Genomic DNA, 19,264 nt, shown 5'->3' with positions numbered 1-19,264 from the left:
GCGCCCCCGGTCCCCGGGGCGCGGCCCTCTTGCTTAAACTGCTCAATTTTTCGTGCTCACGGTGCTCATTTCCCAGTGATCACTCGGACCACTTCTTAGTGAACATCAACAATCGTCACACGCGCCGCCACGGACCCGTCGGCATCCACCACGCCGCCTGCGACAAAGGTCCCGCCCGCGTGCGCCACAAAGCGCGCGGATGCAGGAGTCCCGCCCTGGCAGGCGACGCCGCCGCCCGCGCTCGACGCATCCAGCCAGGACGCATCGACGGAAACCAGCCCGGCCGCACGCGCGGCATAAGAAGGCCCCGCCCAGCAAAACGCATAGTCAGGCCATGAAAGTAAACAGGATGTAGTGACGGCTGGTGTGGAACGCGGTGGCGAGCATAACCGCTCCGATCTTCGCAAGAGCCATTGGAAACGGCGCCTGAAAACTACCTGGTAGCAGCAGTTATTAGTGTAGCGAGATCAGACTACGAGCAGGGAAACAGCCCGTGATTGATTCCCAAAATTAGGTGTAGATCGTTTTGCCAGTCGGTGAAAGGAAAACCTGATTGCGTATAGCCATACGCCGGCTCTATGAGCGAGTCATTTTGCAGCTAAGTAGCTATCACAGTTAAACAATAAGGAAATGAATTGCTGAAACTCGAATAGCTTTACTGGTGTTGAACCAAAGGATGTCATCGGAACAGTTCGTCATGGGTGCCCGTACGCTCAAAGAATGCCACCTCTTCGTTTGATGACCATATGACAAGCCAATCACCGGAGTTTGCTACGTGGCATTCGTTTCGTCCGCTCCAGTTGCCGTTTAGCCGGTGCATATTATGGCGTCGCTTTAATATCTCTTTTGACTCAGGTGTATTCTGCAGCACTAGGTCAATTAGCTTTTGAAGCTCTGTCAGATTCCAATTCCGGCGCTTTGCTTTTTTCTTTAAATCGCGTGAGAAAGCTGCAGAGAACTCAGCGGTCAGCGTACTCATTGCGCCATCGCCGCAGTGATCAGATCGGCACCGTTGTCAAAACGCCCTTTTTTACCGGATGCCAGGAATGCATCTCCTTCGCGAATGGCCTCGAGACTTTCGACATTGGGTTCCTCGGGAGCAAAGGTCAACGGGATGCGATGAGTGTTGACCATTTGCTTAAAGAAAGCGCGTGTAACGGATGATAGGTCAAGCCCATAGTAATCGGCCACTTCTGCCGCCTCGCGCTTAAGGTCGTCGTCAACCCTGATGGTTAATGTTGAGCTTGCCATTTATAAGTCCTTTCAATAGCGTGAGTACAACATTAGTATAACGTACATACAAGTATAGAAAAGATGATTACAAACAATCGATATCGTAGAAGCTTCCCTATTCAAAGAGAGTGAGGGTGTTGACGTAAGTCAATACCCTCACTCAGGAGCAATCCAAAATCGAGCGCTTTAGCAGCGAATCGCGGCGCATAGGAGCGCTATGCCGAGAAAGATTAGCGTTAGGGATGCGGCAATCCAGCAGTTATCACCGGCCTTGGGGAGCGAGACGGTCGTCGCGGTGGCGGCCTTGGGCCTAGAGGCCTTGGCGGCTGTGGTGTTGGTCACTGTGGTCGTGGTCACCGTCTTAGTCGCGGACGCGGGCTTTTGTGTGGGATTCGTCGAGGGATCCGCAGCTGGCTTGCCGGTAGCGGGGTCGGTGCCAGGGGCGGACGGGCCATCGCCCGGCGCATCGGGCCCACCGGTCTCCCCCGCCGGCGCCGTGGTATCCACGGGCTCGATCGTCACATGCGCTGCCACGTACCCGTCGGCATCCACGACACCGCCTGCGCCAAAGGCCCCGCCCGCAGGCGCCACAAAGCGCGCGGATGCAAGCGACCCGCCCAGGCAGGCGACGCCGCCTTTGGCGCCCGACGCATCCAGCCAGGCTGCATCGACGGTAAGCTGCCCGCCCGCGCCTCCGCCGGCAACCCCGCCCAGCAGACAAACGCCATAGGCGCTCACGTCCGCCCCGGAGCCCGCGCCCGCGGCGACAACGCGCCCACTGCAGCGAACGGCAAGACCGTCCGCGATCACGCCGGCCACCCGCGCATCCACGATTCCGGCGCCGTCGGCCCGCGCGTCAACCTTGCAGCCGTCCACCGCGAGCATCCCCGACACGTAGATCCCGCACTGCGAGCCCGTGGCCGTCAGCGACCCGGTACCGCGGAGCGTCAGATCGCCCCACACCTCCATGCCGCAAAGCGAGATGTCCACGTCGAGCGCGCTCGTCTCGACAACAGTGTTCTGCCCGGTCAGCGTCACCACCAGGTCGCCTTTGGCGCCGATGGCCTCGCCCGCGTAGCCGTTAAGCTCCAGGTGGTCGGCATCGGTCCAGGCCCACCCAGGGCCCGACGCGCCCGGCCCGTCGTACGTGGCGCCCGCAATGAACAGGCTGTCCGCACCCGCGGCATAAGAAGGCCCGCCCAGCAAAACGCATAGGCAGGCCATGGCAGTAAACAGGATGTAGCGACGGCTGGTGTGGAACGCGGCAGCAAACATAACCGCTCCGATCTTCGCAAGAGCCAATGGAAACTGCGCCAGAAAACTACCTGGTAACAGCAGTTATTAGTGTAGCGAGATCAGGTTACAAGCGGGGAAAGAGCCTGTGATGAATTCCCAAAATTAGGCGTAAATCGTTTTGCCAGTCGGTGAAAGGCATTCGTGCCGAAAATGTTGGTGTAGGGGCGACCCCCTAGCGTCTATTTAACAAAGAGCGGTCACCAGTCCATTACCTCTATCCTCGCTTATTGTGCGCTATCCAATCGTCAGCGTAATAAAGACCTCCTCATTTCCCAACTCAAAGAGATCCTGAGATAGTTCTTGAGAAGTCTTCGTTCCAAAGCACCCCCGAGTCAAATAGGGAACCGAACAACCGCGCACCCGTTGCAAATCTTCAGCAAGCTCCGTTCTCCTAGTCAAATGAGCGATATCAGTTAGATCGCCAAGCTTAAGAATTAGAGGCTCATATGAGCGTTCATTCCTATTAACGGCGATACGCCATTCAGCTTGGTTTGCATAACGAACATTCTTTACAAACACTCCTGAATTAAAATGTGGAATCCCATTTGGAAAAACCATATAAGCAGGTAATGGATTATGAGATGTTAAATCCATTGTTGATTTAAGAACTTCAGAGGGATTCAACTGAACGCTATCTCTATATTCAACCGGAGCAGCTACAAAGTCATAACCCAATTGCAGAACGGCTGTCCTAAGCCTAGATATAAGTTCACAGGGATTGTCAATAACAACAATCCATGAACCAAGGTCAAGGCCCGGATCGGGCAATTCAATTAAGTCGACTCTCGTATCTACTTGCTTAATGAGGACACACGAAAAGCAGCACACATTACAGTAGCCTGCGCCTCTCGGTATTGCATACGATTCTTTTGCAAGGACACCGAGTAAATCTTTAGGAAAGCCCCGCATGAGGAAGCCTGTCGGACTGGATCAAGAGGCCCGACGCAGTCGATTGCAGCACGGGCGATGTCCGTTCTTGATGCTCAAGGCTAAATGCAGGGAAAATGGAGTTCGTTGCTTAACGTGCTATATACAACGCATCGCTCACCAGCTGCAAAAGGAATCAGTCTTATACCAAAAGAGGTCATATCGGCGTTAGCCGATATGACCTCTTTCTTGACAATGTGACTCATAGATAAGGCTAAAAATCGCGGTCGGGAATCCTCTCCCCTAGTCCCTCTTAAACAGATCCCTCGTATACACCTTGTCCGCCACGTCCGCGAGCTCGTCGCTCCAGCGGTTGGCGACGATGACGTCGCAGCCGGCCTTGAAGGCCGCAAGGTCGTGCGTGACCTCGGAGCCGAAAAACTCCGGCGCGTCCAGCGTGGGCTCGTAGACCACAACGGGCACGCCCTTGGCCTTCACGCGCTTCATGACGCCCTGGATGGAGCTCGCGCGGAAGTTGTCTAAGTTGGACTTCATCGTCAGGCGGTACACGCCCACGACAGGCTTCTCCTTGCCGGCGTACACCCGGTCCCAGACCATCTGCAGCACCTCCTCGGCCACGAAGTCCTTGCGGGTGCGGTTGGCCTCCACGATGGCCTCGATCAGGTTCTGGGGCACGTCCCTGTAGTTGGCCAGCAACTGCTTGGTGTCCTTGGGCAGGCAGTAGCCGCCGTAGCCGAAGCTGGGGTTGTTGTAGTGGCTGCCGATGCGCGGCTCCAGGCACACGCCGTCGATGACGTCGCGGGTGTTGAGGCCGCGGACCTCGCAGTAGGTGTCGAGCTCGTTGAAGTTGATCGCGGTGAGGACAAGGTGGATGTTGGCCTTACAACTAAGTCGACAGTTACTCAATATTGAATTGGTCATTTTCAAATCTTGTGAAGTCGTCCACTTTACTCGAAAAATGCCTAAGCTCAACGCCAATGCCGATATTCCCGTATTGGTCAAACCAATTTAATTAAGCAAATTGCATTCTTTTAGCATTGTTATTAGCGACGAAGGGACTCCAGCTTGAATTAACTCAACGCTTTCCTTGTCGGACCTAATTGCCGCAGATACTTACAGGATACAGAATTCCAACATAATTTTAAAAGAAAGCTATGACAAGCTAAATTAGAACTGATGGAGTTTCCGAAAGCAGTTTGCTTTATCAACGATATTGCTCTTAGCAACTAATTCAATCAGAGAAGTCACCAGAATTCAGCAATTCATCTTGACAAATTTAGCCATAAACAAGCAAGAGGTTAACGAATTTAATATGAGCCATAGAGCAAACAAATCAGGAGTAGCGGCGACTCGCAATTGACATCCCTTTCAACCATCGAGTCACTCGGTCAGATACGAGCCAGTTCCATGCAACTGCAAAGATAAATGAGAGCACTAACGTCGAAATCGGCCCCATCGAAAACGGAAAGAGGCCATCTAACCTGATCAGGAAGCCCTCATTGAGGTACATGGCATAAGAGGCGTTACCCAAAGGACTCAGTGCCTTGACAAGTACAGTTCCCGCTGGACCATCCATCAGAAACTTAACCAGTAGCGTCACGAGCACCGCGCCAGCTGCAGAGTATACAAACATGTTAAGCGATCCGTGCGGCGCACCGTACATAAGTGCCACCGCAGTAAGCGCTGCAACACAGGCAAGCACGTATACCGTTGGAGAGATACCCCCCCCCGCGATCTTTTCCTCGTGCATTGCTAGCATGACACCTGCTGGAAAAGTCCAAAAATAGACCCAGGCAACAGCACCACTGTTCCACGCGATATTAATCCGTCCCACTACCGCTATAAGCACGAAGCTCACAAACAGCGTCGAAGTGAAAGCAGCAACTCTGCATCGTCTATATAAGGGCCAAGCAGCGTAAAATACAGCGTAGCATACAAAAATGTACGTGATGTACCACATCGTAGGATCTACGTTGAGGCAGAAGTCCAGTCCCATTAATGTGCAGAACGCCTTTCCTACGCCAACTTCTTCCCCCATTACGAGCAAGATTCCCAACTTAAACACGCTGAACAGAATGTATGGTACAAAAACTCCCACGAGACGTTTGCGCCAGTAGGCTGCCATCCCGTTCTTTTGAGCGGACTTAAAGATCCCGTATCCGCTCAAAAATAGGAATATATGCACACCCCACTGTCCCCCGCAGTCGATGAGTCCACGGTGTCCAAAAATAACAAGCGAGATAGCAATGCCCTTGAGCGCTGTGGTGCATTCACGAGAAAATAGTGGCGTTTTGGGGTATAGAGCTTTTATCATTATTTTCAATCTTCACTTTGCAAGTTTATAGAATACTGCGTTACCAACCGCCGCTAAATTGTTGTGCTTCTCTTCCTAAATCAAGCCGACGCTTGAATCAGAGTCAAATTCACGTTAGCCTCGTGGAATAGCCTTATGACGGTTTGCGGATAAGTGAGAGCCTGTGTAGCAGCGATGATTCGAGCGGAAATACCAAGCGTTTACGCTTCCATATAAAGAGTGATTTAATTGGTCCACATGGGGGGCACTCCAAAATTCCCACTTGTTAATAAGTAGAGGGAATTTTAAATTGAATCGTTGGATACTTAAGGATGAGCTAAGCAGGGGACGGTATCTGCTCGAACTTTTCAGAAGCAAGCAAATAAAACTAACTAATTTCGCTCAAGTAACACTGGAGCTCTTCCTCCCAGTCGGGCATGTGGAAGCCGACCGACTCGAGCTTGGACAGGTCGAGCGCGGAGTGGACCGGGCGCGGGGCTACGGGGCCCTCGGCACCGGCGTAGTAGTCGTCGGTCGAAACCGGCACGACCCTGTCGCCGTTGCCGTTGGCGGCCTCGAAGACGGCGCGGGCGATGTCGGCCCAGGACTTGACGGCGCCGGAGCCGGTGCAGTTATAGGTGCCGTAGGGGGCGTGCGAGCCCAGCACGTGGAAGATGGCCTCGGCCATGTCGCGCGTGAAGGTCAGGCGTCCCAGCTGGTCGTCCACGACCGTGACCTGAGTGAGCTTGTCCTCGGGGTCGGCGACGCGGTCGGAGAGGCCCTTCATCGTCTTGACGAAGTTGTGCCCCTCGCCGATGACCCAGCTGGAGCGCATGATGTAGTGGCGCGGGCACCCGGCCACGGCGATGTCGCCGGCGGCCTTGGTCTGGCCGTAGACGGACAGCGGGCTGAGGGGCTCCCCCTCGGTGTGGACCTCGGCGGTGCCGTCGAAGACGTAGTCGGAGGAAACGTGGACCAGGGTGATCCCGTGCTCGGCGCAGGTGCGGGCGAGAAGGGCGGGGCCCGTCGCGTTGGCCTTCCAGGCGGTCACGCGGCCCTCGGGAGTCTCGGCCCTGTCGACCGCCGTGTAGGCGCCGCAGTTGATCACGGTGCCGTAGAGCGACCAGTCGTACTGATCGTAGGCCTCCGGGTCGGACATATCGAAGGTGTCGATGTCGCAGAAGTCGAAGTCCCTGGCGACGCCGCGCTCCTCGGCCAGCGCGCGGACCGCACGGCCCAGCTGGCCGTTGCAGCCGGTGACGAGGGTGCGCCTAGGCGCCATGGGGACGACGTCCTTGAGCATCGGGTGGTTGAGGTCGGCCTCGGATACGGTGGCCTGGTCGAGCGGGATGGGCCACTCGATGGCGAGCTCGGGGTCGGCGAGGTTCACGAAGGTGTAGGTCTTCTTGAGCTCCAGCGACCAGTGGGCGTCCACCAGGTAGGTGTAGGCGGTACCGTCCTCCAGGGCCTGGAAGGAGTTGCCCACGCCGCGCGGGACGTAGATGGCCTTGCTCGGGTCCAGGGTGCAGGTGAACACCTTCCCGTAGGTGGCGCTGCCCTCACGAAGGTCCACCCAGGCGCCGAAGACCGAGCCGCGGGCGACGGAGATGAACTTGTCCCAGGGTTCCGCGTGGATGCCGCGGGTGACGCCGCGGCTGTCGTTGTAGGAGATATTGTTCTGGACGACCTTGAGGTCGGGGATGCCCAGAGCGGTCATCTTGGCGCGCTGCCAGTTCTCCTTGAACCAGCCGCGCGAGTCGCCGTGTACGGCGAGGTCGACGACCATCAGGCCCCCGATGCCGGTCTCCGCCACGGAGAGGTCCTTCTCGAATGCGATGTCTGCCATAACTCTATCCCCTCGTTACTGCCCCTGTGCGCGGTAGCGGGCCTCGGTGGCCTCCTTGGCCGGGCGCCACCAGGACTCGTTGGCGACGTACCAGTCGATGGTGGCCTTCAGCCCCTCGGCGAAATCGGTGTGCGCAGGCCTCCAGCCCAGCTCGCGCTGGAGCTTGGTCGAGTCGATGGCGTAGCGGCGGTCGTGGCCGGGGCGGTCGGCGACCCAGTCGAAGTCCTCGGAGTCGCGGCCCATGGCCGTGAGTATCATGCGCAAGACGGTGATGTTGTCCTTCTCCCCGTCGGCGCCGATGAGGTAGGTCTCCCCCGTGCGGCCCTTGGTCAGGATGTCCCAGACGGCCGAGGAGTGGTCCTCGGTGTGGATCCAGTCTCGGACGTTCTCGCCCTTCCCGTAGAGCTTGGGGCGCACGCCGTCGACGATGTTGGTGATCTGCCTGGGGATGAACTTCTCCACGTGCTGGTAGGGGCCGTAGTTGTTGGAGCAGTTGGAGATCGTGGTGCGAAGGCCGTAGGTGCGGGTCCAGGCGCGCACGAGCATGTCGGAGGACGCCTTGGTGCTCGAGTACGGAGAACTCGGCTTATACGGCGTCTCCTCGGTGAACTTCGCCGGGTCGTCGAGCGCCAGGTCGCCGTAGACCTCGTCGGTGGAGACGTGGTGGTAGCGGACGCCGTATTTACGGACGGCCTCCAGCAGGCGGAAGGTGCCCTCGACGTTGGTGCGCAGGAAGGGCTCCGGGTCGGCGATGGAGTTGTCATTGTGGCTCTCGGCGGCGTAGTGCACGATCGCGTCGTGGCCCGGCACAAGCCTGTCCAGCAGCCCGGCGTCGCAGATGTCGCCCACGACGAGCTCCACGCGGTCCGCGGGCAGCCCGGCGATATTCTCGGGGTTGCCGGCGTAGGTCAGCTTGTCCAGGACGGTGACGTGCACCCCGGGGTGGTTGTCGACCACGTAGTGCACGAAGTTGCTGCCGATGAAGCCGCAGCCGCCCGTGACGATGATGTTCCTGGGCTCGAAGAGCTCTTCAGACATGTTTCTATCTCCCATTGAATCGGATTAGTACTCGCGCGGGCTGTTGACGATCTCGCCGGCGGCGACCTTCTTCAGGTGCTGCCCGTAGACCGACTTGCCGTAGGCCTTGGCGGCCTCCTCCAGCTCGGCGGTCGTGATCCAGCCGTTCTCCCAGGCGATCTCCTCGGGGACGGACACGGGCAGGTCCTGGGAGTGCTCCACGGCGCGGACGAACTCCGCGGCCTCGTGCAGGCTCTCCATGGTGCCTGTGTCCAGCCACGCGTAGCCGCGGCCAAGGGTGACGACGGAGAGCGTCCCCTCCTCCAGGTACATCTGGTTGAGCGTGGTGATCTCCAGCTCCCCGCGGGCGGAGGGCTGAACCTTGTGGGCCTTGGCGGCGACGTCGCCCGGGTAGAAGTACAGGCCGGTGACCGCGTAGGAGCTCTTGGGCTCGGCGGGCTTCTCCTCGATGGAGACGGCCCTCCCCTGCGCATCGAACTCGACGACGCCGAAGCGCTCGGGGTCGTCCACGTGGTAGCCGAAGACCGTGGCCCTACCCGACTCGGCGTTCTGGACGGCGCGCGTCAGGTGGCGGGACAGGCCGTTGCCGTAGAAGATGTTGTCGCCGAGCACGAGCGCGCACGGCTCGCCGGCGATGAAGTCCTCGCCGATCGTGAAGGCCTGGGCCAGGCCGTCGGGGCTCGGCTGCTCGGCGTAGGACAGGTTCACGCCGTAGCGCGAGCCGTCCCCGAGCAGGCGCTCGAAGTTGGGCAGGTCGGTCGGCGTGGAGATGACCAGGATGTCCCGGATTCCCGCCAGCATGAGGGTGCTAAGCGGGTAGTAGATCATGGGCTTGTCGTAGACCGGCAGCAGCTGCTTGGAGGTCACGAGCGTGAGCGGGTACAGGCGGGTGCCGGACCCGCCGGCGAGGATGATGCCTTTCATAATTTCCTTTCTGAATAAACTTAGTGCTCGCTTGGAACCACATCGGAATTCAAGTTCAACATGGCAGCCGAAGTCTTTGTATAAAAGTTTTGAAACAAGCGGTCCCACTTAGAATCGAGCATGAGGCTGAACAGCGAGCGACGAAGACCGTCGACAATCGTGCAAGTAAGGTAAATGCCAAGAATTATCAGCATCGCAAAAGCGAAATTCACAGGTAACGACACGGCAAGTCCCAGGTCCAAATTACCGCACCAAAGAGCGACTTGCGAAGCCCCATAGTCGGTTATCAAATAAACCGCGAATGCTCCCGCCGCAACCCAATCAATCATACGACTGTGAAATGTTTTTTGTTTGAAAAGAGCAAATAGCCCAAAGCCGACAAGAATACATGGCAGTCTGACGGCATCCGTCACAAAATTATTGTACTTTACGCCGATTTGATATCCTCCGAACTGCCACGCGACCATCGACAATACGACGTATATCGAAATAATAATCATGCCGGCAAAAATCATCGTCCAAGGGCACAAAGACCTTTTGCCCTTAAGATACCAGCGGTAGGCAGAAGTTAGAATGTACAAGTAGATAAAGCTGAAGACCTGGCCGACCATAGGCGCCCCGGGAATTAGGGAGATTCCGGCGTAAAGAAAAAGCAACACGAGGCAGAGAGAAAGATGACTCTCTCTGCCCATTCCTCTCAGGCCCTTCTCCAAGAATGGAAGAAAACATAGAAAGATAGCGTAGGCGGTTGGATACCACCAGAGTGAAAAAACGAGGGGGGGAAGGGCTGTGGAGTGCAAGCATCGGCCCGAAATGCTGCCTATCGAAAAGGAAATAAAGTAAAGCCAACATTATGCCGTAGAAAAGGAGCACCTTCTCCAGCGCCCAGACACGAAGTAGGCAACCGCGAACGGTCTGTCTGTGATCAAGGAAATACCAGGCAGAGATGGTGAAGAAGATAACTACACCGATTTTCCGCCGCTCTCGAAAAAAAGCTGTAACAGGAATCGCGGTATCCCTAGAGGCATAGTCGTGTAATCGAATTCGTTGTGAACCACAAAATGCGAAAGAAGAATCATAGACATCGATAAGATTCGCAGTAGCTCGATTGAGGAGTTTCTGCGCGATCCCATCGACCCCCCCCCGAGGTGCTTAACATGTAATTCCTGGTTTATTCCCTCTTCAATAATCTCTTGTCGCATTACTCGCCGCCTTTCTCAAAACCGACTTCTGCGCACCAGTTCCTAACGAGATTCTCCCAGGTGAAGTCTTCTACAGTGTCTGCAGCGGTATGACACATCTTTCTAAGCTCTTCCTCGGTAAGCGCATCGAGATCAGAAAGCCGCTTGGATACAGCATCCGAAGAGCATTCACACCAAAAACCCCAATCTGGATTGCCAAGCATCGCTTTCAGCTCGATATTGGGAGTCACAATTACGGGAGTTCCTAGCGACATCGCCTCAACAATCGATGATGCGCCGACCCAGCTATCGGAAACGGTTACAAGAGCCCTTGCAGAAGCAATGAGCCCGTAATACAGATTACGATCCGCGTCGATATCTTTCCGCAGGAATCCATGGTAGGTAATGCTCTCTCCGCCGGGACCACTTTCCATCCCAATCACATCGAGCCCCAACTCAAAACCGGGATGCGAGGAGTTGAATGCCTCAAGCCCCTGTACGACTACACGCAGGCTCGATAGATAGGCAGGCTTTCCGATGAATAAAAGCCGTCGTGAATCAAACCGTTCGAAGTTTGCCCTTGCTCCCTCGTCGACAATATTCGCAGGTAATCCGTAATAGCAGACCTTAGCTTTAGGACTAGATTCTCGGATAAACTCGGCAGATCGTGGAAATAATGAGACAACCAGATTAGCGTCAGAAAGAGCCTCACTCTGACGTTCAATGAGCTTATTCTCGGAAGCAGTTGGAGTACGATGCTGATGCTCCCGGATCGCATAGTCAATTGTCCAATCACAGAAAAGCACAGTTTCGTAACCAGCAAGCCTCGGAGCAGGATTGCTGAAATCGAAACTTAGGAGGACGCCGCCCCCCCTAGCAACGTGTTTTTCGAATTTCCGCATCTTTTGAGTCAAGAGGCGACGCCTAAAACTAGTCCGGTCAAAGCTACAAAAGGGTCCCAAAAGCGGTATAGCGATACGATTCCAGCATTTCACAAGCACGGACAAGACTAACCCCGAGCCAACTTGACTCATATCGAACGTGTGTATTTCCACGCTGGGACACATGCGTTTGAAAGTAGTCAGGAACATATACGGGACATTGGACCAGGTGCTCGCATCCCACGCGTCGCCATTGCTGAAAACAATAAGTTGCTTTTGGTCGTTCAAAATCTCCTCCTTCATACCAACGACACTGCAAGCGAATTCATCGGCCAAAAAGAATTTTTAAACAAGGTTTCTCGTGATAAAGGACCCAATCACAGACCAACTTCACAAAAACCATGCTGCAGAAAACAAAGAGGCCCTTTGCCGCCAAAGCCAGAAATACGTTTTCGAATCCCCAAGAGATGGACGAAGCGGAGACGATGACCGACAGGCAACCAATAATATCGGGTACCAAATACGAGAAAAACTTGAAAAGGCTAATGTGGAGACAGTATTTTGCACATAAATAGATTGGGGCGATCATTTCGAGGTTGTACGCAACGGTGACGCATATGGCAAGCGATTGGACAGACCCGAGCGCTCCGCCGATGCAAATCATTCCAACCGACACCACCGTGTTAATCGCCGTGGAACGCATAAGGAGATCGGCGCGCCCGCAGGCGGACAGCAAAGCGCCGAACGATCCGTTTAATCCCCTCGAATAGACGGCGAACGCGAGCATGCTAAGCAACGGTATGGCTGGCACCCATTGTTCCCCGAACATGATTACGATCAACTCGGATGCGCAAACATGCATGGCGACCGTACAGAAAGCGCTGATAAAGGACAGCTTACGGAAAATACCAACGAAACGTTGCCTGAGCACGTTCACATCGTCCCTAAGCGGTGCGAGGAAAGGCAGAATCGTGTCGGTAATCGGAGACGCAAGTATGTTCAGTGGATAGGCATACAGGCTACAGGCCTTGTTGTAATAGCCTAGCTCAGCTGAACCGAAGAGCTTGCCCACAATAAGCGAATCGAGGTTGTATGCCAGCCATCCAATCAGGCTCGCGCCCAAGTTGTAGGCTGAGAAGCTCCCCACCTTAGCCAAAACGCCCCTAAGGCTGCCGACTGATAGCCTGAGATGGGCGCCTCTGAGGTTCCAAACCAAAACAAAAAGGGCTGTCAGTACCGAGTTTGCTACGATAGAGAATGCCCCGAAGCGGAGAAAGGCCAGAAGGACCGCAATGGCACCGACGACCAGCGTACAGATAACGAGACGCGCGGCAATCAGGTTAAACTTGCGCTCCTTGATGAGAACGCCGTTTGGGACCATGTTCAACGAGTTGAAAAGCACGGCCAAAGACATGAAGCACCCGAGCGGCACATATTCGGCGTCATCGTAGAACCAAGCCACGCCCACACAAAGCAAGCAGAATGCCGCAGTGAGGACAAGACCGATTATGAGCCCCAGGAAAAGGAGGCGGTCGTATTCCGACTCGTCAAGGTCGCGGGACTGCGCGATAGCGGTGGAAACCCCCGCGTCCGCAAGGATGTTAAAGACTCCAGAAAACGCGGTAAGAATAGCGACCGTACCAAACTGCTCAGGCGTAAGCAGGCGCGCAAGCACCATGGTCACAACGAGTTGCATAACGACGTTAACCATCTTAGAGCCAAGCTGGGCGATCGAAGCCGATTTAATTGACTTTGCTGGAGCATTGAGATCAATCTTCATGGAATTCCTTTTCACCAAACCCCCGGAGACATATATCCTTCTGCCAGCTCAAGGCAATAACCAAAGTTGTCATAACCTCCCAGTCCTCAACACACCACCACCAGGCGAAATTAGCGGCAGGTAGCACAAGGAAAACGAAAAAACCGATTATGACGGGAGAGAAGTGATCTTTCCTGCATCTGAGCCCGCACCACAAACAGGACAGGAGCGCGAGAATGACGACAGAAACGCCGAGATTTCCGTAAACATAGCGGAATGCATAGACGCCGTTGTCGCTTAAAAGGTAACCGTGCTGAAACCCTGCCATGTCAGTCGCTGGCGTATAGAGGTCGCTCGGATAGCCACATCCGAGCGCGACACCCCAGGGGGTTGTGTTCAATACCATGTCATAATAGTCACGACCAGCTTCACGAATTGAGGTCGTGTCCTCACTGCCGCCTATCTGCCCGTTTAGGAAGCTAGAGGCAATCTGTCCGAAATAATCTGATTGCAGAAAAACAATCATCGCAAGGCTGGCAAAGCAGAGCAGTAGCACCCTGGCACGGGCGTTTCCCTTTGCAAGTAGGAATATGACTGAGATGGCAACCAGATAAACAATGAGCTCAAGGCGTCCCTTGCTGACGAACAGAATCACCCCGAGGGCGAGCAGGGTCGGAACAGCGGGCCTCCAGTTGTCGCAGCGTAAACAGCACCAGAGCCCCAGCAGTCCCGAGGTCGTGCTCAAAGCACCGTCGATATACAGCCTCAGCCCGCCATACTTCACGCCGCCCTGAGCGTGAATGAACGTAAACGATGAACCTACGGCTGCCTGTACAAGGTATAGCAGAGAGGCAATCGACCCGAGCAGGAGAACCCCCCTCAGGAGCCTATCGGAATCAACAAGTCCAGCCTTAAAGGGCCTTCTCAGTAGAATGGCCGAGAGCAGACAAATCATAAAGGACCTTTGGGGGAAAAGCCCCCGCTCGAAAGGCTGACCTGTAAGTAGCTCGCATCGATAAGAGGAAATGAAACACAGCCCGATGAGCACGGCGAAAAAAAGCCTTGCCAAACGCTAGTCTTGGTCCCAGGAACCCTCAAAGACTTCCAGTATAGAACGACTGACAAGACAAGTAGAAGAAGCTGCCAAAGAAGGTTGACGTTAAGCACTCCGGCGATATTGATGGCAGCGGCATCTACAAGGCCAAAGAAGTTCTCCGCGATAACAACGGAAAGCAAGATGAGATCCGAGCAGCGTGCGGGCACGTTCTCAAAGAAGCCCAAGGTTAAACATTTCGTGTTGTTAATTGTTCTCATACTCGTTTCATGTTCATAGGGTTATGAGCAGGGACTCGTATCGCTATCATTGCCAGAAATCACCGTTTCGTTGCTGTATCTGAATGCGTCATGGAGCAACCAGCCCAGAACAATTTCCAGCTCATTGATCATCTCGACCCAACATAGCGGAAAAGAAAGCAGTGGCGAATAATAGGTTCTGGCAAGATACTGACGAGACTTGTAGCCGATACGAGCCGAAGAAAGCCTCGACTTGAGCGATCTCGCACGGACCGCATTTGGGGAGTGGTTGTGATAATAAGTCTGGCTCTTGTCCACCAGAAGACGCAAGCCAGCCGCTTTGCACTTCTTACCAAGAATGTTCTCCTCGTTGTAAAGGAAGACCCCTTCATCAAGAAGGCCAACCTCAGAGAACTTCCCTGCCTTAGCGATGAAAAAGCAACCGACAATGCAATCAACGGAAAATACACCGGGAGCGATCTCGCGGGCATTATCACGGAGCTCACTGCGGCGAAGGAGACAATGGTTGGCGACAACCTCCCAAGGCGTGGGCAGGCTCCAGCTTGACGGCCAAATAGAATCACCCTCAAGATGATTGATCGGTTGACCGCCAACAGCCAAAACATTGTCCGAAGACCAAAGGAGATCCAATAAAGCTAGCAGCATCTTCTCATCGGGGATGAGCACATCAGGATTCATTACGGCCACGCTGTCAGACCCGTAGCGCTCCATTGCATATCGTATGCCGCAATTGTTTCCGGCGCTATATCCCCTGTTTACATCAGTCTGTATAACATCGACCCTCTGGCTGTCTTTATAACGTTCCTTTAAGGCGACGAAGGAACCATCAGGCGAGCAGTTATCGACGATAACCACCTGCAAGGGAAACTCGAAAGACAGTAGCTTGTCGACACATACCTGCGCATCCTCGGCTGAGTTATAAACGAGAACGATTATAGAAAGACTACGGCTCATTCCACATCTCCCTTCAGAGGTAAGACGACTGCAACAGGCAGACCAAGGAGCGCAAAAGGCTTATTATTTGCTTGGCGGAGGAGCATCGGAATCGTTTTACCCCCAAGTCGTCCATAACGCATATAGTTCACTGCCGACCTAATCTTCATACTAAGAGGAGCGTGCGAGCCGATAGTGAAGTTATCTATGAAAGACCTTCCGAGAGGACTTTTGAGAAAGACAGCACGGACATTTGTAGTAAGTCCATCAGCGAGATAGTCGCCGCAGTAAGACGGCTTGTTAAACCATCGAAACTTAAGCCCCTCCTCGGAGATGGACTGCCAAAGGTAGTACTCCGAAACGAACCTCTCACCCTCAAACCAAGGGAACGGGTATTTCCTTACCAGACTGGTCCTCACGACCTCAGCGCGATCGCCCGGCATTCTAAACTTCACGCGGTAATCTTGAGAAGTTGCATCGATATACTCCCTAGAGAACCGCTCGAGCACCTGAGAATCAACATCCTTCAGGCTCAACCCTTGGCCAATAATCCAGGAACCGTCTGCCCTCGCGCGAACACCAGAAACCCCAGCAAATCGAGCATCTCCCGAGATTTGGGACAAATAGCCCTTGTTTATCTCAATCGAGTCCGGAGGGAGGTAATCATCGGAATCCACGATGAAGAACCATTCCCCGTTTGCCTCAATCGCACCTCGGTTGATAGCCACGTGCTTCCCAAAATTTTCCTGGCGAACATAACGAAGGGGAAAACGTGCCTCCTTTGCAAACTCTTCGCACAGCTCCGCTGTTCCATCGGTCGAGCCGTCATCTACGATAAGCCACTCGAAGTCGCTGCATGTTTGCCTCTGCAAAGACCCGAACAGCCTAGGCAGGGTATAAGCCCTGTTGTAACTAGGGGTAAATACCGTAATCAACGGTCGTCCTTTCGATATTTCAGGAATGTCAGAGCTCGAGCAACCTTGCGAGCTGTGAAGTCCCCCACATAGGGTGCCCATTTATTAATAAAACCGACACGAAACTGCTCATTTGCAGGGAGCCAACTTGCAGAGCTGATATGGGTGGAGTAAGTGTTTTCCGTGCATTTGAAGCCCCCGAAGTCGAGTTTTGGACAGAAATACTCGCTCGGATAGACCCTAAAACCGTCGTACTCCCACAGGGCGTCCACACCCCACTGATAGCCATGGCGCTCAAGAACCTCACCAAATATTTGATTAACGGTATGGGAATACAGGAACTCGATGGAATCCTCGAAATCAAGATTATGGTAAGAATCAAGAACTTCACCGAGTAAGTCGCAGTGAGCCCTGGCCGAGAGCACTAGGCCGGGGCTCACTGCGTGCGACTCAAAGTCGCACGCAGTGAACCCCGACGCTTTCACAAGCGGATCTATCGACTTCAAGAGCTCGCTGCCAATATCCATATAGGTACCGCCGTGATCGTAGACGACTTTGAATCTCACGTAGTCGCTTACGAAGGCCCATTTTCCGGCTTTGTAAGCATCTCTAGCATAAGGACACTCGTAAATATCAAAGTTCGACTCATCCCATCGAATAATTTGATAATCAGGCATAAGCTCATGCCAGCGATCAACAGTCGCCAAAGCTTTCCGGGGCACAGGTTTACCGCCAAACCAACAATAATGAAGCACCTTGGGCGTGTGATTATCTCCACTCATATATTGAGCCGCGATCCAATGATCTTGGCAGGCACCCCTCCCGCAACTGTATATGGGGGCAAGTCCTTGGTAACAACCGCTCCAGCAGCGACAATGCAACCGTTGCCGATATGCACTCCAGGCATCACCATCACGCGTCGACCCAACCAGACGTCATCGCCGATGTAAATAGGGTTCATTTCCGTTTCGCCTTGTTGGCTCATCGGGATGTCTGTACGTGAGGTCTCATGATTACGGGTATAAAAAACGCATTCGGCAGCCATCATCACATGGTCGCCGATGTGCACCTCCCCGTGCAGCTCACAGTCCTTGCCGATACCTGAGGCATCGCCTATTGTCACACTTGACGAGAAGGTCGCGCCGCGCTCGATATTAATGTCTTTTCCGACGTTCTCACAAATTCTGTGAGCGAAGAAGTTTCTCAGACGCATAGCGTGCTTGCAGTAACAACTCTGAGGGAGCAGCTTCGCCGTACATGCATATGCGATGCGCCACATGTTTTTAACCGCCGAATTCATCTATTCGCCGTTTTCCTAGCGAGTTTCTCATACAACATAGAAAGTCTCTCGATGCTATTAGCCGGGGCAAAATCGTCCATCACCTTCAGCCTCGCCGCCTTTCCAATTTCCTCAATAGCCTCTCGATTCTCGAGAAGAGAGACGATTGCGCCCCCGATACTCTCGTAATCAAGGGGGTCGACAAGAATGCCGTCTCTCCCATCATCTACAACCTGGGGAACGCCGCCCACACGCGTCGCAATACAGGCACGCCCATAACCCATTGCCTCGAGCAGAGCCATGGGCATGCCCTCGTTCCTGGACGGCTGACAATAGATGGGACAACCCCTCAGGAGGCAATCCTTCTCTTGGTCGGCAACCCAGCCAACGAATTCGCAAGAATCAAGGACGCCAAGTTCCTCTGCAAGAACGCGGTAGGGCCGAGCGTCCCCGTCACCGGCAAAGAAGAAACGACATGCAGGGTGATACTTGACAACCTCAGGAATAGCCTTAACGAGGATATCCGGACCCTTGACATCGGTCATATGGCCCAGGAACAAGACCTTTTCCTCTCGACCGAGCACTGGAGTGTCAACCGGCGCAGGGACCGAATTATGCAGAACAAGCAACTTCGACGGATCGCATACGTTCGCAGCAAAGAAGTTCTTCCACTCCTCTGAAAGAACTATCGCAACATCCGCAAGCTCATATAGATCGCGGGTTTTTCTAGCAAAATCGTCTCCGCCCTCCCGATAGAGTTCCGCAAGAACACCTCTATGCTCATGGATAACGACGGGCTTTCCAGCACTCTTAGCAGCCTTCGCGAACAAGGACTTTCGTATTGGGCTAACGCCAGCGCCGATATGAAGATGGACGACATCGCAGCCAGTCAGGGCTTTACGGAACCTGGCATAAGCACTGATTCCTGCCAACACCTTCGTGACAACGCTGCCAGGTCTAGTAGTCTCAATGTACTCAAAATCGCAAACATCACGAATACCGGCATTGATGTATCCGTTGACCACGGAAGCCATGCCGCCCCTAGAATCAAGCGAGGGACCCAACATGATGACAGCAGGCCGCTTCTTGCCCGTCATGCACTCACTCCTAGTATTTTGGCTGGGACTCCGACAGCAGTGGCGCCCGCGGGAACGTCGCTCAGCACGACGGCACCCGCTCCAATCTTAGCGCCGCTCCCGACTTTAATGGGGCCAAGAAGAGTTGCCCCGGCGCCGATAACGACGTCATCGCCTATCAATGGCACCTTTTCGGAACCGTCTTCCAGCGCCCCGATGGTTACATGCTGATATAACATGCAACGGTCCCCGATAGTCGCACACTCGGAGATGACGACACCGAGACCATTGTGCTGAAAAATGCAACCCTCGCCGATCTGCGCTCGGCTGCCAATGTGACAAGCGAAAAGAAACTGGTCGAGGTGGCGCAACACGGCACCGAGAGGCCAAAGGATTTTAGGACCGCTTG

At 54.4% G+C, this 19,264-nt stretch carries 19 protein-coding genes; all 19 read right to left on the bottom strand.

The window, feature by feature from the left end; translation table 11 throughout:
* Positions 1–679: 679 nt before the first annotated feature.
* Positions 680–979: a type II toxin-antitoxin system RelE/ParE family toxin gene (locus ACTQV3_RS08020; RefSeq protein WP_441536043.1), complete on the bottom strand. Its 300-nt coding sequence runs from the start codon at positions 977–979 to the stop codon at positions 680–682.
* Positions 976–1,251, bottom strand: a complete 276-nt coding sequence (locus tag ACTQV3_RS08015; protein WP_441536045.1) for a type II toxin-antitoxin system RelB/DinJ family antitoxin — start codon at positions 1,249–1,251, stop codon at positions 976–978. The genes ACTQV3_RS08020 and ACTQV3_RS08015 overlap by 4 nt, the downstream gene beginning before the upstream one ends.
* Positions 1,252–1,419: 168 nt before the next feature.
* Positions 1,420–2,508 (bottom strand): hypothetical protein, encoded by a 1,089-nt coding sequence (locus ACTQV3_RS08010; RefSeq protein WP_441536047.1) that lies wholly within the window; start codon positions 2,506–2,508, stop codon positions 1,420–1,422.
* Positions 2,509–2,763: 255 nt separating this feature from the next.
* On the bottom strand, positions 2,764–3,438 hold the full coding sequence (locus tag ACTQV3_RS08005) for a hypothetical protein (protein ID WP_441536049.1): 675 nt from the start codon (positions 3,436–3,438) through the stop codon (positions 2,764–2,766).
* A 261-nt stretch (positions 3,439–3,699) separates the two neighbouring features.
* Positions 3,700–4,338: a UDP binding domain-containing protein gene (locus tag ACTQV3_RS08000; protein ID WP_441549938.1), complete on the bottom strand. Its 639-nt coding sequence runs from the start codon at positions 4,336–4,338 to the stop codon at positions 3,700–3,702.
* Positions 4,339–4,750: 412 nt separating this feature from the next.
* Complete coding sequence (locus ACTQV3_RS07995) at positions 4,751–5,731, bottom strand: acyltransferase family protein (RefSeq protein WP_441536053.1); 981 nt, start codon at positions 5,729–5,731, stop codon at positions 4,751–4,753.
* Positions 5,732–6,098: 367 nt separating this feature from the next.
* Entirely contained in the window at positions 6,099–7,556 is a 1,458-nt protein-coding gene (locus ACTQV3_RS07990) for a sugar nucleotide-binding protein (protein ID WP_441536055.1), read from the bottom strand.
* Between the two features lie 15 nt (positions 7,557–7,571).
* A complete protein-coding gene (gene rfbB, locus ACTQV3_RS07985; protein ID WP_441536057.1) occupies positions 7,572–8,594 on the bottom strand; it encodes a dTDP-glucose 4,6-dehydratase in 1,023 nt (340 codons plus the stop codon).
* A 24-nt stretch (positions 8,595–8,618) separates the two neighbouring features.
* Positions 8,619–9,518 (bottom strand): glucose-1-phosphate thymidylyltransferase RfbA, encoded by a 900-nt coding sequence (rfbA, locus tag ACTQV3_RS07980; RefSeq protein WP_427794509.1) that lies wholly within the window; start codon positions 9,516–9,518, stop codon positions 8,619–8,621.
* A gap of 20 nt (positions 9,519–9,538) precedes the next feature.
* Positions 9,539–10,129, bottom strand: a complete 591-nt coding sequence (locus ACTQV3_RS07975; RefSeq protein WP_441549891.1) for a hypothetical protein — start codon at positions 10,127–10,129, stop codon at positions 9,539–9,541.
* Positions 10,130–10,719: 590 nt separating this feature from the next.
* Positions 10,720–11,868: a hypothetical protein gene (locus ACTQV3_RS07970; RefSeq protein ID WP_441549892.1), complete on the bottom strand. Its 1,149-nt coding sequence runs from the start codon at positions 11,866–11,868 to the stop codon at positions 10,720–10,722.
* Positions 11,869–11,905: 37 nt separating this feature from the next.
* Positions 11,906–13,360: a lipopolysaccharide biosynthesis protein gene (locus ACTQV3_RS07965; protein ID WP_441536063.1), complete on the bottom strand. Its 1,455-nt coding sequence runs from the start codon at positions 13,358–13,360 to the stop codon at positions 11,906–11,908.
* Positions 13,350–14,294: a hypothetical protein gene (locus tag ACTQV3_RS07960; RefSeq protein WP_441536065.1), complete on the bottom strand. Its 945-nt coding sequence runs from the start codon at positions 14,292–14,294 to the stop codon at positions 13,350–13,352. The genes ACTQV3_RS07965 and ACTQV3_RS07960 overlap by 11 nt, the downstream gene beginning before the upstream one ends.
* A 380-nt stretch (positions 14,295–14,674) precedes the next feature.
* Positions 14,675–15,607, bottom strand: coding sequence for a glycosyltransferase family 2 protein (locus ACTQV3_RS07955; protein ID WP_441536067.1), 933 nt, complete (start codon positions 15,605–15,607; stop codon positions 14,675–14,677).
* Complete coding sequence (locus tag ACTQV3_RS07950; protein ID WP_441536069.1) at positions 15,604–16,521, bottom strand: glycosyltransferase family 2 protein; 918 nt, start codon at positions 16,519–16,521, stop codon at positions 15,604–15,606. Before ACTQV3_RS07950 ends, ACTQV3_RS07955 begins: the two co-directional genes overlap by 4 nt.
* Positions 16,518–17,282, bottom strand: a complete 765-nt coding sequence (locus tag ACTQV3_RS07945; protein ID WP_441536071.1) for a glycosyltransferase family 32 protein — start codon at positions 17,280–17,282, stop codon at positions 16,518–16,520. Before ACTQV3_RS07945 ends, ACTQV3_RS07950 begins: the two co-directional genes overlap by 4 nt.
* Positions 17,279–17,800 (bottom strand): acyltransferase, encoded by a 522-nt coding sequence (locus ACTQV3_RS07940; RefSeq protein ID WP_441536073.1) that lies wholly within the window; start codon positions 17,798–17,800, stop codon positions 17,279–17,281. Before ACTQV3_RS07940 ends, ACTQV3_RS07945 begins: the two co-directional genes overlap by 4 nt.
* Complete coding sequence (locus tag ACTQV3_RS07935; protein WP_441536075.1) at positions 17,797–18,876, bottom strand: glycosyltransferase family 4 protein; 1,080 nt, start codon at positions 18,874–18,876, stop codon at positions 17,797–17,799. Before ACTQV3_RS07935 ends, ACTQV3_RS07940 begins: the two co-directional genes overlap by 4 nt.
* Complete coding sequence (locus ACTQV3_RS07930; RefSeq protein WP_441537584.1) at positions 18,873–19,094, bottom strand: serine O-acetyltransferase; 222 nt, start codon at positions 19,092–19,094, stop codon at positions 18,873–18,875. Before ACTQV3_RS07930 ends, ACTQV3_RS07935 begins: the two co-directional genes overlap by 4 nt.
* Positions 19,095–19,264: the final 170 nt, after the last annotated feature.

This window comes from Collinsella sp. LCP19S3_A7 (assembly GCF_052121995.1).
Lineage (GTDB): Bacteria > Actinomycetota > Coriobacteriia > Coriobacteriales > Coriobacteriaceae > Collinsella.
Note: the sequence above shows the minus strand (reverse complement) of the source record. Positions and strands in the feature narration are given on the sequence as shown.

Coding starts and splice junctions, on each gene's coding strand:
- ACTQV3_RS08020 (WP_441536043.1), bottom strand. CDS start 979: ATGAGTACGCTGACCGCTGAGTTCTCTGCAGCTTTCTCACGCGATTTA.
- ACTQV3_RS08015 (WP_441536045.1), bottom strand. CDS start 1,251: ATGGCAAGCTCAACATTAACCATCAGGGTTGACGACGACCTTAAGCGC.
- ACTQV3_RS08010 (WP_441536047.1), bottom strand. CDS start 2,508: ATGTTTGCTGCCGCGTTCCACACCAGCCGTCGCTACATCCTGTTTACT.
- ACTQV3_RS08005 (WP_441536049.1), bottom strand. CDS start 3,438: ATGCGGGGCTTTCCTAAAGATTTACTCGGTGTCCTTGCAAAAGAATCG.
- ACTQV3_RS08000 (WP_441549938.1), bottom strand. CDS start 4,338: ATGACCAATTCAATATTGAGTAACTGTCGACTTAGTTGTAAGGCCAAC.
- ACTQV3_RS07995 (WP_441536053.1), bottom strand. CDS start 5,731: ATGATAAAAGCTCTATACCCCAAAACGCCACTATTTTCTCGTGAATGC.
- ACTQV3_RS07990 (WP_441536055.1), bottom strand. CDS start 7,556: ATGGCAGACATCGCATTCGAGAAGGACCTCTCCGTGGCGGAGACCGGC.
- rfbB (WP_441536057.1), bottom strand. CDS start 8,594: ATGTCTGAAGAGCTCTTCGAGCCCAGGAACATCATCGTCACGGGCGGC.
- rfbA (WP_427794509.1), bottom strand. CDS start 9,518: ATGAAAGGCATCATCCTCGCCGGCGGGTCCGGCACCCGCCTGTACCCG.
- ACTQV3_RS07975 (WP_441549891.1), bottom strand. CDS start 10,129: ATGGTCGGCCAGGTCTTCAGCTTTATCTACTTGTACATTCTAACTTCT.
- ACTQV3_RS07965 (WP_441536063.1), bottom strand. CDS start 13,360: ATGAAGATTGATCTCAATGCTCCAGCAAAGTCAATTAAATCGGCTTCG.
- ACTQV3_RS07960 (WP_441536065.1), bottom strand. CDS start 14,294: ATGATTTGTCTGCTCTCGGCCATTCTACTGAGAAGGCCCTTTAAGGCT.
- ACTQV3_RS07955 (WP_441536067.1), bottom strand. CDS start 15,607: ATGAGCCGTAGTCTTTCTATAATCGTTCTCGTTTATAACTCAGCCGAG.
- ACTQV3_RS07945 (WP_441536071.1), bottom strand. CDS start 17,282: ATGAGTGGAGATAATCACACGCCCAAGGTGCTTCATTATTGTTGGTTT.
- ACTQV3_RS07940 (WP_441536073.1), bottom strand. CDS start 17,800: ATGAATTCGGCGGTTAAAAACATGTGGCGCATCGCATATGCATGTACG.
- ACTQV3_RS07935 (WP_441536075.1), bottom strand. CDS start 18,876: ATGACGGGCAAGAAGCGGCCTGCTGTCATCATGTTGGGTCCCTCGCTT.
- ACTQV3_RS07930 (WP_441537584.1), bottom strand. CDS start 19,094: ATGTTATATCAGCATGTAACCATCGGGGCGCTGGAAGACGGTTCCGAA.